Origin of the sequence: Polaribacter sp. MED152, from assembly GCF_000152945.2 — a bacterium.
Classification (GTDB): domain Bacteria; phylum Bacteroidota; class Bacteroidia; order Flavobacteriales; family Flavobacteriaceae; genus Polaribacter.
On the sequence record NC_020830.1, the window covers coordinates 1,021,935 to 1,037,772 of the forward strand.

Sequence of the window (15,838 nt, forward strand, 5' to 3'; positions counted from 1 at the left end):
AAAAAAATATCATGAAAATTAAATCAATATTCTTAGCGCTGACTGTTCTAGCATTGTTTTCTTGCAAATCTGAAGCAAAAAAAGCTTTGGATAAAAAAATGCCTCTTGCAGAAAATGTAAAAGAACAAACTGAATTAGAAATTACACCAATAAGTCATGCAACTGCAGTCTTAGAGTTCGATGAAACTGTTATTTATTTAGATCCTACAGGTGGTGCAGAAGCGTTTGCTTCTTTTGAAGACCCTCATTATGTTTTAATAACCGATATTCATGGTGATCATATGAACTTAAAAACCTTGAATGCCTTAGCTTTAGAAAATACTATAATTATTGCTCCTGAAGCAGTAGCTAAAGAAATTAGCGCTGTTAAAGCGAAAGAAATTGTTGTAATTAACAATGGCGAAGAAAAATCATTCTCTAATTTTGATATTGAAGCAATACCAATGTACAATTTAAGAGAAGAAGCTTTAAAGTTTCATAGTAAAGGAAGAGGAAATGGTTATGTGCTAACCATTGATGAAGAAAGAATTTATTTTTCTGGAGATACAGAAGACATTCCAGAAATGAGAAATCTAGAAAACATCGACAAAGCATTTGTTTGCATGAATTTACCTTACACAATGCCTGTTGAAAATGCAGCTAGTGGAGTATTGGCTTTTAAACCAAAACAAGTATATCCTTATCATTACAGAGGTACAGGTGGTTTGAGCGATGTAAGTGAATTTAAAGAATTGGTAAACAAAGAAAATAAAGAAATTGAAGTGGTACAGTTAAATTGGTACCCAAATAGAAAATAATAACTATCTAAACTCTATAAAATTATGAAAAAAATAAGTCTATTAATTTTACTTTTTGCAATCGCAATTTCATGTACAAAAAGTGAAGAAAAATTTGCTGAAGCAACTATAAATGCAAAAAGTGGAAGCTCAGTTAGCGGAACTGTTAGTTTTACTCAAGTTGATGGTAAAGTTATGATGAAAGCCGAATTAAAAGGATTAACTCCTGGTACACACGCCATTCATATTCATGAAAAAGGAGATTGTTCTTCTGATGATGGTAAATCTGCTGGAGGTCACTGGAACCCAACACAAGATAATCATGGAAAATGGAAGCATGGCGAATTTCATAGTGGAGATATTGGTAATTTAGAAGCTGATGAAAATGGAAATGCTACCATAGAAAAAGAAAGTGATTTCTGGTGCATAGGTTGTGAAGACGATACCAAAAACATTATAGGGCATGCCATTATTGTTCATGCAGGTACAGATGATTTTAAATCTCAACCTTCAGGTGCTGCTGGTGCTAGAGTTGGTTGTGGAGAAATTATGGAAAAATAATTGAACCATATTAGAATATAAAAAAGTCACTAGAAATAGTGGCTTTTTTTGTTTGTTGAAAATTAAAATAAATTAATACGTCAAATCTATTTTAGTTCTTACATCGTCTAACGTATTTATCAACTTTCTAGAAAAATCAAAAGACATTATATTACTTTCTTTTTTACCTTCTCTTAATAGTTGACTGAAATGATCTGCTTCAAAATTATAACCAATACTCTTATAGTTAAAATCTAAAGTTTCTGAATTATTATTTTGAATTACGGTTACAGTAGAAGGTTCATGAAATCTGGTATTAATAACCAATTTTGCTTTTTCAAAGGTAAAAATAGCTTCAGTTGGAGTTTCTTCTAACAAAGTACTTTTTAGATATACTTTGGCTTTTTCGTAACTAAAAATCATATCACAAACTGCATCTGCCCCATTTTCGAAAAACTCAGCTTTAGCCTCTATATTAGAAGGACTACCTAAAGTACTCAAAGCAGCAAATATTGGGTAAATACCAATATCTAATAAAGAACCTCCACCCACTTCCTTCTTAAAAACCCTGCTGTCTGTATTGTAAGGAGTAACAAATCCAAAATCGGCCTTTAAATCAATTAAATCGCCATACTTTTTTGTCTTATAGATATCGAGTACAAATCTATAATGAGGTAAAAAGTAGGTCCAAAGCGCTTCCATCAATAAAACATCATTTTCTTTTGCAACAGCTATCATTTCATTTACCTCTTCTAAATTCATGGCAAATGGTTTTTCGCATAAAACTGCTTTTTTATGCTTTAAACATAGAATAGAATGTTCTTTATGAAAACTATGTGGAGTTGCTATGTAAACTGCATCCACATTTGGGTCTTGAGCTAGTTTTAGGTAAGAATCGTAAGCTTTATCTGCACTAAACTGTTTGGCAAATTCATTTGCCCTTTCTTCACTTCTGGAAGCTACAGCTGCAAGATTTACGTTGCTTACATTCGCCAAATCTGTAGCAAATCTGTCCGCAATTTTACCTAAACCAATAATTCCCCAATTGATAATTTTACTGTTATTCATTATCCTTCATTAAATTTTAGCTTCGATTTATCTTGAGTAAATGTTTGAATAAAAATGGCAATTCCCATTACTAAAACACATCCTAGTAGGTTAAGCCATAAATAAGGTAACCAATCCATTATAAACACATAAATTATTATAACTTGAGTGATAAGTGCAGCTATAAATACTGCATTTCCTCTTACAAATTTGATGAAAAATGCTAATAAAAATATACCCAAAACATTCCCATAAAATATGGAACCAATAATATTTACCAGTTGAATTAAATTATCGAACAAATTAGCAATACATGCTACAGAAATTGCAATAATTCCCCAAGCTAAAGTGAACCATTTAGATGCTTTTACATAATGCTCTTCAGTTTTCTCCTCACCTAAATTTCTTTTATATAAATCCATTGCTGTTGTGCTTGCTAATGCATTTAATTCTGATGCTGTAGAAGACATTGCTGCTGATAGTATTACAGCCAAAAGCAAGCCTATTAATCCTCTAGGTAAATTATTTAGAATGAAATGAATAAAAACATAATCTTTATCATTAGATTCTATTTTTTTAAAATCTTTTTGTTGATTTAAAATATTCACCAAATCTTTAGCTTCTTCTTTTATGGCTAAATCTTGTGCATTTAATATTTTAATTTTTTCTTTTTCTCTATTCTGAACACCGTCAATAAACATCATTCTTTTTTCATCTTCAATTTTAGCATGTCTGCTTTCTAATTGTTGATATTGACTGCTAAATTTAGAGTTTGCAATAGCATCATTAACCTTTGGATTAAAATTTAAAGGTGATGCATTAAATTGATAAAACACAAAAACCATAACACCTACTAGCAAAATAAAAAATTGCATAGGTACTTTTAATAAACCATTAAAAATTAAACCTAACTGACTTTCTCTGACAGATTTACCAGACAAATAACGTTGAACTTGACTTTGATCTGTTCCAAAATAGGATAACATTAAAAATGTTCCTCCTAAAATACCTGTCCAAACTGTATATCTGTTATTTAAATCAAAAGAAAAGTCTAGGACCTCCATTTTTCCACTAGCTCCTGCAATATCTAAAGCTTTGCCAAATGTAATATCTTCTGGAAGTTGACTCATAATCATAAAAAATGCTACCAACATTCCAAAAAATATAATAATCATTTGCTGTTTCTGAGTAACATTTACAGCTTTTGTACCTCCTGAAACTGTATAGACAATTACTAAAAAACCAATAATAATATTTAGGACTAACAAATCCCAACCTAGCACTGCAGATAGTATAATCGCTGGTGCAAAAATGGTTATACCTGCTGCCAAACCTCTTTGTATTAGAAATAAAATAGCTGCTAAACTTCTTGTTTTTAAATCGAATCTACCTTCCAAGAATTCATAAGCAGTGTATACTTTTAACTTATGATAAATAGGTATAAAAACTGCGCAAATAATTACCATAGCAATTGGCAATCCAAAATAAAATTGCACAAACCCCATTCCACTATGAAAAGCCTGACCTGGAGTTGACAAAAAGGTTATTGCACTGGCTTGAGTTGCCATGACAGAAAGACCAATTGTCCACCATTTAGAATCGCTACCACCTTTTATATAATCTGTGACGTTACTGTTTTTACGAGTAACATAAGTACCATAAGCAACTATGAATATTAAAGTTACAGAAAGTATTATCCAATCTACATAATGTAATTTACTTGCTACTTCCATAAATTAATTTGTAAAATGATTTGTGATAAGATAAAATACAATCAGATAAATTAAGTTCGCAATTAAAACGAAGGTGTAACTTCTTTCCCACTTATATTTTGGTTTTTCCAAACGATTCATTTTAAATGATTAGCTTCTTATTTATTATTCTTTACCTACAGACAACATATTTGCAAATAACTTGTAAGCCCCAGAAACACCTGCTGGTAGTTCTCTAAAAAAACTTAAACCAGTATAAATGTAATTTCCTTCACCATATTTAGCAATTAACAAACTACCTAACTTTGGAGTTTCTCCTTTGTCTTTCATGGATAATAAAGGTGTATACTGCTCGCTCCAAATATCTGGAAAGTACAAACCCCTTTCTTGTACCCAACCTTTAAAATCAGCTTCTGTAATTTTATTCGGAAAATTTAACAACGAATTATTCGGATCTAAAATAGTCACTTCTGCAAATTCATCTGTAACTCGATCTCTAGACAATTTAAGTTGATAAGGTGCTTGTACATCTACTCCTCTATTTGTGTTGTATTGCACTATTAAATTTCCTCCATTCTTTACATATTCCAACAAAAATTTCTGTTTGAATTTTAAATCATTCACAACATTGTAGGCTCTTATTCCTAAAACAATTGCATCAAATTGTTGTAAATTTTTATTGTTTATTTCTGATGGTTTTAAAGCAATAACCTTATACCCAATTTGTTGTAAACTTTCTGGCACAGCATCTCCTGCTCCTTTTATGTAACCGATATTAGTACCTTTCTTTTTGATATTTAATCTTACAATTTTAGCTTCAGAATTCTTAAGAACTGTCTGTTTTGGTATATGATTGTAATTAATTTCTATTAACTCCTTTGTAAACTTTTCACCTTGTGAATTTGCAATAACTTTTAAGTTGCCTTCAGATTGATTTTTTGGAGGAACAACTGTAAAAACAACTACTTGTTTATCATTTTTTTGAGCAATATTAAACGGAATTTCCACAGGTGAAACCAACCACTCTTTTGGCACATCTAACTGCACAGTTCCAGATGTAAAATTAGCGCCAGCTCTTACTTCTACCTCAACTTTTTTTGCTACACTATCAGAAAAAATAAGCACTTTATCTTTTAACTTAGTAGTTACTCTTGGCACAATTTCAAAAGGTTCATAAATTTCACCTTTGTCACGCTTAGAATATCTTCTAATTACATTTTTTGTAAAACTGATTGGCACATAATTTACAATCATGTTAAAATCAACAGTAATTTCTCTAGGTGTTTCTGGCTTACCAATTAAAGTTCTATCGTCTACAGCATACATGCCTAAAGACGCCTCATTTCTTAACCAATAAGGGTCTGAATAATTTGCTCCTTTTAATGAAATTTGCTCCTTAAAGTTTTCCTTTTTGTTTTTTGCTAAACTTATTCCTTTAAAATATTTTTTATTTGTTTTGTTTGATGTGATTGAGGTTAGCTCAACAGGAATATCACTTCTATTTATTACTTCGAAATTAACATCAATGGTAGAGTTGGGAACAGCTGTTGCGCTAACTGCAGAAGCCTCTATATACAAACCTAAGCATGCCTCAATAATTTCTTTAATCTCAGCAGTTTTAATCTTTTTCCAATGTTCATTTTCTAATTTTGTTATTAGAGAATAAGCTTCCAATAATTTCGGCAAATGTTTAGCAGGATTTGTAAAGTCGAAATTTTCTTCAATATCATATAAAATACCACCCACTTGTCCTCCATTCTTAACACGATTCCAAGTAGTATTAATTCCTGAAAAAATATCACTTTTATCTTTTGGAGCATCACCTTTTAAAAACTCTACATATTCTGTTTGAGATCCTCTTGTAGTTAATCTACCAAAACCTTGACATAAATGTTGACTACTTGCTAAAGATGCCAATTCATTATTTGAAAGTCCTTTTAAAGGGTAATATACACCAACGTCAAATTTTGTAAAATTCTTAGAAGCTTCAGCAAATTTGTCTTTATCTCTATAAAACCAAGAAGATGTGTTAAAAAAAAGACGTTTTGGCTGCCATACTTGGGTATACTTCAATTGGTCAGAAAATTTTGTATTATCATTTACCAAATCAAAAGCTTCAACACTTAACATAGCAGAGCTAGTATGATGGCCATGTGTTGTACCTGGTGTTCTATGATTGAATCTGTTGATAATTACATCTGGCTTAAAGGTTCTAATTGCCCAAACCACATCACTTAAAACCTCCTCTTTATTCCAAATTTGTAAGGTTTCATCAGGATGTTTAGAATACCCAAAATCATTGGCTCTAGTAAACATTTGTTCACCACCATCAACCCTTCTTGCAGCTAATAATTCTTGCGTTCTAATAACACCCAATAACTCTCTAATTTCTGGACCAATTAAATTCTGTCCTCCATCACCTCTAGTTAAAGATAAGTAAGCAGTTCTTGCTTTAACTTCATTTGCCAAATACGCAATTAATCGTGTATTTTCATCATCTGGATGTGCAGCAATATAAAGTGCAGTTCCTAAAAAATTAAGTTTTTGAACTTTTTCAAAAATTTCATTCGATGTTAATTTATTTGGTTGCTGAGCAGAAAGTGCAGTATACATCAGCAAAATCGCTGAAATTGAAAGGAATAATTTCTTCATTTTTTGTAGTTGATAACACACAAATGTAGTTTTTTTAATCAGTAAAAAAGTACGCATTAACATAATTATAACGTTTTTAAAAACATCAACAAAATGCTCATAACCTGTTAATAAATTAATTTTAAAAGTCGCTTATTAAGATTATATTTGTAAATCAAATTAAGAAAAATAATCAATGAAATTTATTGTATCGAGTTCACAACTTTTAAAGCAATTACAAGTTTTAGGAGGCGTTATAAATAGCAACAACACCTTACCAATTTTAGACAACTTTTTATTTGAATTATCTGAAAATCAACTTAAAGTTTCTGCTTCAGATTTAGAAACTACAATGAGTTCTGTTGTAGATGTAGAAAGTGATAGTTCTGGTTCAATTGCAGTTTCTGCACGTTTGTTATTAGATACATTAAAAACTTTTCCAGATCAGCCATTAACTTTCAAAACAGAAGGTGATAATACTATAGAAATTAGTTCTGATCAAGGTAAATATGACATGGCTTATTTTGGTGGAGATGAGTTTCCGAAAGCGGTTAGCTTACCTAGCCCAAGTAAAACTGTAGTGCCTGCAAATATATTAGGTACTGCAATTTCTAAAACTATTTTTGCTGCTGGAAATGATGATTTAAGACCAGTAATGAGTGGTGTGTTTTTTCAATTTAGTTCTCAAAGTTTAACTTTTGTAGCAACAGATGCTCATAAATTAGTTAAATATTCTAGAACAGATGTAACTGCAGATCAAACAGCAGAATTTATTATGCCAAAGAAGCCTTTAAATTTGTTAAAAGGTATTTTAGGTGGTTCTGAAAGTGATGTAACTATTGAATATAATGATGCTAATGCAAAATTTACATTCGATAATATAGTATTGGTTTGTAGATTAATTGATGGTAAATATCCTAACTACGAAGCTGTAATACCAAAAGAAAATCCTAACAAATTAACTGTTGATAGAGCTTCTTTCCTAAATTCTGTTAGACGTGTTTCTATTTTTTCTAGTAAAACCACGCATCAGATTCGTTTAAAAATGGCGGGTACTGAATTAAATATTTCTGCAGAAGATTTAGATTTCTCTAACAAGGCAGATGAACGTTTAAGTTGTGATTATCAAGGAGATGATATGCAAATTGGTTTTAACTCACGTTTTTTAAGTGAAATGTTAAACAACTTAAATTCTAGTGATGTTTTAATTGAAATGTCTTTACCAAACAGAGCAGGTATTTTAACACCTATTGATGGTACAGATGAAGGTGAACAAGTTACAATGCTTGTAATGCCAGTAATGCTAAATAACTAATTTTAAATAGTTTATATTTAAATAATTTAAATATTACAACCACAATAAATCTGATTTTAAACTCAGAATTTATTGTGGTTTTTTGATTACATTTACTTGCATGAATTTCTTAGCTCACCTCTATTTATCAGAAAACAATACCAATATTATGATTGGTAATTTTATTGCAGACCATGTTAGAGGAAATAATTATACCCATTTTAATGACGAAATTCAGCAAGGTATTTTTCTACACAGAGAAATAGACACATTTACAGATGCACACCCAATAGTTAGAAAAAGTAAAAGGCGTTTACACAAACGTTATAGACATTATGATGGTGTTATTATTGATATTTTTTACGATTACTTTTTAGCAAAAAACTGGAACCAGTATTCAGAAATTCCTTTAGAATTATATACGAAAGCTATTTATAGACTTTTCAATGAAAAATCCCCTGAACTGCCTATAAAATCTCAGAACTTCATCAGATATATGATTGAGTATGACATACTCTACAACTATCAATTTAAAAATGGAATTGCCAAAGTTTTAAATGGCATGAACCAAAGAACAAAAGGCAAATCTCAAATGAACTTAGCGATTGAAGATCTAGAACTTCTTCAAACAGAATTAGAAGAAGATTTTACGTTATTTTTTAAAGATTTGCATGCCTTTACCAAAATCAAACTAAAAGAAATTCAATCGAAATTATGAGAAATTTATTATTTCTATTAAGCTTTACAATTGTTTTAATTTCTTGTAAAAAACAAACTGAAATTGGTTTAATTACAGAAAAAACAATGGTAGTTTCTGCAAGAGTTGAAGCTTCAGAAATTGGAACATCTATTTTAAAAAAAGGAGGAAATGCTTATGATGCCATGGTTGCTACTCATTTTGCTTTAGCAGTTGTATACCCAGTTGCTGGTAATATTGGTGGTGGTGGTTTTATGGTTTACAGAAATAATGATGGTAAAAAAGGAGCGCTAGATTTTAGAGAAAAAGCACCTATTACAGCACATAAAAACATGTATTTAGATTCTTTAGGCAATGTTATCGAAAATAAAAGTGTTTTAGGTGCGTATGCAGTTGGCATACCAGGCTCTGTAGCAGGTGTGTTTGAAGTACATCAAAAATTAGGGAGTTTGCCTTTTTCTGATTTGGTACAACCAGCTATTGATTTAGCAAAAAACGGAATAACAATTACAGAGAAACAAGCTAATGATTTAAATAATGCCACAGCTCGTTTTAGAAAGGTAAACAATTACAAAACTGTTTTTGATAAAAAGTGGAAAGCAGGTGATGTTCTTATTCAAACTGAATTGGCACAAACCTTAGAACGTATTCGTGATTTTGGAAAAGATGGCTTTTATAAAGGAAAAACTGCTGAATTATTAGTGGATTATATTACAGAATTAGGAGGTATAATTACTTTTGAAGATTTAGAAAAATATCAGGCAACTTGGAGAAAACCTATAGAGTTTACTTACAAAAACCACAACATTACTTCCATGACTTTACCTGCAAGTGGTGGTATTTGTTTAGCTCAAATTCTAAAGTCTATTGAACCTTATGATCTTTCTAAAATAAAACACAACTCAACAGAGTACATACAATTATTAACTGAAGCAGAAAGACGTGCTTATGCAGATAGAGCTCATTATTTAGGTGATATCGATTTTGTAGATGTACCAATAGATAGCCTTGTAAATTCGGCTTATATAAATAAGAGAATGAGTGATTTTTCTTGGAATAAAGCTACACAATCATCTGCAGTTTCTCATGGTAAAATTCTTGGTTATGAAAGTGATGAAACAACACATTACTCTATAGTGGATCAATTTGGAAATGCAGTGGCAGTAACAACAACACTAAACACGGGTTATGGATCTAAAGTTTTGGTGAAGGGTGCTGGTTTTTTTCTTAATAATGAAATGGATGATTTTTCTAGTAAACCTGGTGTGCCCAATGTATATGGTTTGGTAGGTTCTAAGGCAAATGCAATTGCGCCAGAAAAACGCATGTTAAGCTCAATGACACCAACCATAATAGAAAAAGATGGAAAGCTCAAAATGGTTATAGGAACTCCTGGAGGTTCTACAATTATAACCTCTGTGTTGCAAAATATAATCAATGTTGTAGATTATAATATGGGCATGCAAGCATCTGTAAATCAACCACGTTTTCATCATCAATGGTTACCAGATGTAATTCGAATGGAACCTAATGGATTTGATAATACCACAAAAACAAACCTCAACAATTTAGGTTATGATATTTTAGAAAGAAACTCATTAATAATAGGTAGAGTTGATGCCATTTTAGTCTTACCAAATGGAAAGCTAGAAGCAGGTGCTGATAAAAGAGGTGATGATGCAGCAGTTGGGTTTTAAATCATTTATAATGCAAAAAATACCATTTATTCTTGCAATTACTATTCTATTTATGAATTGCAAAAGCGAGGATTTTACAATAACAAATGTAAAAGAATCCAATCTTAGGTTTCCTAAGGCAACTTTTGAATTACCAATTTTAAATGGTAAAAAAAATATTACAGCTAGTGTAAACAACCAACTTATTAAATCGCTTTTTGACATAGATGTATATTCAGATTATGAAAAAGTATTTCAAAATGCTCGGTCAAATAAAGAAAATCGAATATTCAACCTGACTTTTTTAAATTATGAAATAAACACCTTAAATGATCTACTATATTCAATAACTTTATACACTGAAGGTTGTGGAGCTTATTGTGAAGAATATGAACAAAGTTTTAATTTTAATTTAGAGAATGGAAATAAAATAAACTTAGATTCTATATTTTCTGTAATGGGTAAAAAGAAGTTTTTAAAAGAAATATCAAAGCAAAAAAGCAAAAAAATTAATAGTTATATATCTAAGTTAAAGCAAGAACAAGTATTAGAAAATGAACAAATAACCGTTAATCAATCGATACAACTATATAGAAATTGCCTAAAGAGCTTACCATTTACAACTTTAGAATATTTAGATTTTAAAATAAAAAAAGATTCCATATTTTTTTTATCAGACAGATGCTCAAATCATGCAATGAGAGCTCTTGATGATTTAGGAGATTATACATTTTCTTTTCATAAGTCTGATTTTAATATATTTTTGAATAAATATGGCAAAAAACTATTAACAAAAAGCTACTAAAATGATACAACCTTTCCACTTGGCAATTCCCGTTCAAAATTTAGAAAAATGCAGAACTTTTTATAGAGATGTGTTACAATGTGAAGAAGGCAGATCTTCAGATCATTGGGTAGATTTTAATTTCTTTGGTCATCAATTGGTAATTCATCAAAAAGAAGGTTTTATTTCTGACCGAATTTCAAATCCTGTAGATGGTAAAGATGTTCCTGTTCCCCATTTTGGTGTTGTTTTAACATGGAGTGATTGGCATATTTTAGCTGATCGATTGAAAGAAGTACAGACTGAATTCATAATAGAACCAGGAATTCGTTTTGAAGGCAAGGTTGGTGAACAAGCTACCATGTTTTTTAATGATCCAGAAAATAATGCTTTAGAGTTTAAAGCTTTTAAAGATGAAAGTCAGTTATTTGCTAAATAACTTAAAATTTTTGTGATATTTTTTAGTTTGATTTTATTTACCTTTAAAGACTAAACCAAACTTTATCATCATGAAAAAAATAATTCTTCTTTTTTCGTTATTCTTAACATACATAAGCTTTTCACAGGGAACTCGATTATTGAGGCAACCTACCCTATCTAATAACCAAGTAGTATTTGTGCATGCAGCAGATTTATGGAAAGCACCAATAAATGGAGGTAATGCAGTTAGGCTTACGAGTGATGATGGCTATGAATCTAGCCCGAAATTTTCTAAAGATGGCCAATGGATTGCCTTTACAGCTCAATATGATGGAAATATTGATGTTTATTTAGTTTCCATAAATGGTGGCGAACCAAAAAGATTAACCTACCATTCAGCTTCAGATATTGTGCAAGGCTGGACTCCAGATGGTAAAATCTTATTCAGGTCTAACAGAGAAGGAAGACCAACACAAACTAACAAATTCTACACAATTGGTGCAGAAGGTGGTATGCCAGAAGCTTTTGATATACCAAGAGCTGCCTTTGGTGAAATTTCTGAAGACAATAAATACATTGCCTACACTCCTATTACAAGTTGGGATGCAGAATGGAGAAATTACAGAGGAGGACAAGCAATGCCTATTTGGATAGTAAATTTAAAAACAAAAGAATTAATAAAAACGCCTCAATTAGATGGAGAAAGACATGTAAATCCTGTTTGGTTTAAAGGCAATGTCTATTACATTTCAGAAAGAGATTATACTGCCAATATTTGGTCTTACAACTTGAAAACCAAAAAAGAAACTCAAATTACCTTTCATAAAAAGTTCGATGTTAAAAATATTGATGCTAATGAAAATGGTATTGTTTACGAGCAAGCAGGTTTTCTGCACATGCTAAACCCAGAAACCAAAGAAACCAACCAAATTATTATTAATGTTAAAGGTGATTTAAACTATTCTAGAACAAGATGGATGAACGTTTCTGGAAGAAATCTTACAAACCCAAACATATCACCTAAAGGTAAAAGAGCCATTTTTGAATATAGAGGAGAAATTTTTACGGTACCTAAAGAAAATGGTACTTGGAGAAACTTAACCAATTCTTCTGGAATTGCAGATCGTTCTCCTATTTGGTCTCCTAAAGGTGATCAAGTTGCTTGGTTTTCAGACAAAAATGGTGAATATGAATTGGTTTTGGCAGATCAAAATGGAAATAATCAAGAGTTTATTAAACTGCCAAATCCTACTTTTTATTTTCAACCAGATTGGTCTCCAAATGGTAAATATATTGCATATACAGATACAAACTTTGTTATTTGGATCATTAATTTAGAAACCAAAAAAATTGTAAAGGCAGATGCAGATGGTTTTGCACATCCTAACAGAGCTATGAATCCTAAATTTTCTCCTGATAGCGATTGGATTGTGTATGCCAAACAAAATGACAATAGCTTTAAATCTGTTTATGCATACCAATTAAGTACGCAAAAAATAGTTCAAATTACAGATAAAATTGCAGATGCAATTACACCTGTTTGGGATGCTTCAGGTAAATACATCTATACCCTAGCAAGTACAGATTATGGTTTACAAACAGGCTGGTTAGACATGTCTTCTTACGATCCTAGTGTTACAAGAACACTTTATACAGTGGTTTTAAATTCGGAAGACAAAGCTCCTAACCTGCCAAAAACAGATGAAGAAGAAATTAAAAAAGAAAAGACAGAAGGTGCTAAAAACGAAAAAGACAAAAAAATAGAAGCCAATAAAACAATTATTGATGAAAATGGAATTTTTGATAGAGCTGTAGCTTTAGACTTACCTGCAAGAAATTATGTTGGGCTTTTAAAAGGACCTAAAAACAAAGTTTTTGTAGCTGAATCTATCCCAAATTCTAGAGGTTTAACTTTACATAGTTTCGATGTTACCAAAGAAAAACCAACAACCTTTGCAACTGGGGTTTCATCTATGACTGCCTCTAGTGATGCAAATTCAATTTTATTATCTAAAGGAAGTAGCTGGAGCATCAACAAAGCAACTGCACCCAAAGCAGGAAAAGAAAACTTAAAAACCAATTTAAAAATTAAAGTAGATCCTAAAGCAGAAGCGCATCAAATATTTAAAGAAGGATGGCGATTTATGAGAGATTTTCTTTACGTAGATAATGTGCATGGAGCTCCTTGGAATGATATTTACAAGTGGTATTCTCCATGGATAAATGATGTAAGACATAGAACAGATTTAAACTATGTTGTAGACATTATGAGTGGTGAAGTTGCAATTGGGCATTCTTATGTTTCTGGTGGAGATTTACCAAATTTAGACAGAGTTGCTGTAGGTTTGTTAGGTGCAGATTTAGAGAAAAACAAGGGTTATTATCGCTTTAAGAAAATCTATAAAGGCGAAAGATGGAATCCTAATATTTTTGCTCCTTTAGGTTTGCCAGGCATCAATGTAAATAAAGATGATTATTTAGTAGCTATCAATGGTGTTGAACTTACATCAGATATGAATCCTTATCAATTGTTAGAACAAACTGCTGGTAGAGAAATTTATATTAAAGTTAATGATAAGCCTTCTCAAAAAGACGCTAGGTCTGTTTTAATTACACCAACTGCAAGTGAAAGAGGTTTAAGAAATATTGATTGGGTAGAAAGCAACAGAAGAAAGGTGGATAAATTATCGAATGGAAAATTGGCCTACGTTTATGTGCCAAACACAAGTAATCCTGGCTTTACTTCTTTTAATAGATATTACTTTTCTCAACAAGATAAAAAAGGAGTGATAATTGATGAAAGAAATAATGGTGGAGGTTCTGCTGCTGATTATATGATTGATATTATGTCTAGAGAAGTTGTTGGTTATTTCAATAGCAAAACAGAAAGCAGAAAACCTTGGACAACACCAATGGCTGGAATATGGGGCCCAAAAGTGATGATAATTAACGAAAGAGCTGGTTCTGGAGGAGATTTATTACCATATATGTTTAAAGTAAAAAAACTAGGAACCTTAGTAGGTACAAGAACTTGGGGTGGTTTAGTTGGTACTTGGGATACCCCAAGATTTATTGATGGAGGAAGAATGGTAGCACCAAGAGGTGGTTTTTATGATGTTGATGGGAACTGGGCTGTAGAGGCAGAAGGTGTTGCACCAGATATTGAGGTTCATCAAACACCAAAAGAAGTATTACTGGGTAAAGATCCTCAGCTAGAGAAAGCAGTTGCAGAGGCTTTACGCTTATTAAAAGGTAATGAATTTTTTCCTAAGCCAGAGCCAAAAGCGCCAATTCGTTCTAAAAGACCAAAAGGTTATCAAAAAGACAATTAATCAAATCATAATAATTCCCACAAAAGTGGGAATTATTATTTAACCACATTTATTATCCGTGAGAATTATAGAAACTCATATTGCTTTAAACCTTGATAAACCGATTCGATTTCAAGAATATGGAGTTGGTATTTTTAATACAATTCCCACAAAATCGGGTATTAAAAAAGCAATAAAGAAACAGTTGATTTTAATTGATAACGAACTTGCTAGTACTGCCAAATTTATTTCGGGTGGAGAAAAAATTATGTTGTTAGAAAGTAACAAACAACAAGAATTCAGTAGACTAAAATTAGATTTACAAGTTTTACTCGAAGATGATTTCTTAGCAGTTATTTATAAGCCTGCAGGAATTTTAGTAAGTGGGAACAAATTTGTAACAATAGCGAATGCTTTATCTCAAAATCTTAAAAAAAGCAATCAAGTAGATGCTGTAAAACCACAACCTGTTCACAGACTAGATTATGCAACTTCAGGTTTACTTTTAGTTGGCAAAACAAGTAGTGCCATTCAAAAACTGAGTGAGTTATTTCAAAAAAAAGAAATTAAGAAAACCTATTATGCAGTTACAATTGGTAAAATGAAACCTCTTGGTATTATCGATAAACCTATAGATGATAAGGAAGCATACACTCAATATAAAGTAATAAGCAATGAAATTTCCAAACGTTTTAATTTTCTTAATTTGGTAGAATTATCGCCAAAAACAGGCAGAAAACACCAACTGAGAAAACATTTATTATCATTAAAAAATCCTATTTTAGGTGATAAAGAATATTTTATAGAAGGTAAAATACTAAAAGGTAAGGGTTTGTATTTACATGCAGCAAAGTTAGAATTTACACATCCTTTCACCGCTGAAAAAATTACAATTCGTAAAGAATTACCAAATAAATTTAAGTCCATTTTTTCCAATATCGAGTAAAATA

Annotated in this window: 12 protein-coding genes; 9 read left to right on the forward strand and 3 right to left on the reverse strand. The window is 31.1% G+C overall.

Annotated features, from left to right (window positions below; translation table 11 throughout):
- The first annotated feature begins 11 nt into the window (after positions 1-11).
- Both MED152_RS04585 and MED152_RS04590 read left to right on the forward strand, forming a co-directional pair.
- Positions 12-797 carry an MBL fold metallo-hydrolase gene (locus MED152_RS04585; protein WP_015480697.1) on the forward strand — a complete coding sequence of 262 codons (786 nt, stop codon included), beginning with the start codon at positions 12-14 and terminating at the stop codon, positions 795-797.
- Positions 798-821: 24 nt separating this feature from the next.
- The gene (locus MED152_RS04590) at positions 822-1,337 is read left to right on the forward strand and encodes a superoxide dismutase family protein (protein WP_015480698.1); all 516 of its coding nucleotides are present in this window, start codon (positions 822-824) and stop codon (positions 1,335-1,337) included.
- 72 nt (positions 1,338-1,409) lie between these two features.
- Here the strand turns inward: MED152_RS04590 and MED152_RS04595 are convergent, their stop codons facing one another.
- The 3 genes from MED152_RS04595 to MED152_RS04605 form a co-directional block, all read right to left on the reverse strand.
- Positions 1,410-2,384, reverse strand: a complete 975-nt coding sequence (locus MED152_RS04595; protein ID WP_015480699.1) for a Gfo/Idh/MocA family protein — start codon at positions 2,382-2,384, stop codon at positions 1,410-1,412.
- Positions 2,384-4,096: a sodium:solute symporter gene (locus MED152_RS04600; protein ID WP_015480700.1), complete on the reverse strand. Its 1,713-nt coding sequence runs from the start codon at positions 4,094-4,096 to the stop codon at positions 2,384-2,386. Before MED152_RS04600 ends, MED152_RS04595 begins: the two co-directional genes overlap by 1 nt.
- 144 nt (positions 4,097-4,240) lie before the next feature.
- Positions 4,241-6,727: a PIG-L family deacetylase gene (locus MED152_RS04605; RefSeq protein WP_041383875.1), complete on the reverse strand. Its 2,487-nt coding sequence runs from the start codon at positions 6,725-6,727 to the stop codon at positions 4,241-4,243.
- A 175-nt stretch (positions 6,728-6,902) separates the two neighbouring features.
- Between MED152_RS04605 and dnaN the strand changes: the two genes are divergently transcribed.
- The 7 genes from dnaN to MED152_RS04640 all read left to right on the forward strand — a co-directional run bounded on the left by dnaN (position 6,903) and on the right by MED152_RS04640 (position 15,834).
- Positions 6,903-8,021: a DNA polymerase III subunit beta gene (gene dnaN / locus MED152_RS04610; RefSeq protein WP_015480702.1), complete on the forward strand. Its 1,119-nt coding sequence runs from the start codon at positions 6,903-6,905 to the stop codon at positions 8,019-8,021.
- A gap of 100 nt (positions 8,022-8,121) precedes the next feature.
- The gene (locus MED152_RS04615) at positions 8,122-8,718 is read left to right on the forward strand and encodes an ACP phosphodiesterase (protein WP_238559158.1); all 597 of its coding nucleotides are present in this window, start codon (positions 8,122-8,124) and stop codon (positions 8,716-8,718) included.
- Complete coding sequence (gene ggt / locus MED152_RS04620) at positions 8,715-10,394, forward strand: gamma-glutamyltransferase (RefSeq protein WP_015480704.1); 1,680 nt, start codon at positions 8,715-8,717, stop codon at positions 10,392-10,394. The genes MED152_RS04615 and ggt overlap by 4 nt, the downstream gene beginning before the upstream one ends.
- Before the next feature lie 10 nt (positions 10,395-10,404).
- Positions 10,405-11,178, forward strand: a complete 774-nt coding sequence (locus tag MED152_RS04625) for a hypothetical protein (RefSeq protein WP_015480705.1) — start codon at positions 10,405-10,407, stop codon at positions 11,176-11,178.
- 1 nt (position 11,179) lies between these two features.
- Positions 11,180-11,596, forward strand: a complete 417-nt coding sequence (locus tag MED152_RS04630; protein WP_015480706.1) for a VOC family protein — start codon at positions 11,180-11,182, stop codon at positions 11,594-11,596.
- Positions 11,597-11,666: 70 nt separating this feature from the next.
- Entirely contained in the window at positions 11,667-14,909 is a 3,243-nt protein-coding gene (locus MED152_RS04635) for a S41 family peptidase (RefSeq protein ID WP_015480707.1), read from the forward strand.
- A gap of 58 nt (positions 14,910-14,967) precedes the next feature.
- Positions 14,968-15,834: an RluA family pseudouridine synthase gene (locus tag MED152_RS04640; protein ID WP_015480708.1), complete on the forward strand. Its 867-nt coding sequence runs from the start codon at positions 14,968-14,970 to the stop codon at positions 15,832-15,834.
- The last annotated feature ends 4 nt before the right edge of the window (positions 15,835-15,838 follow it).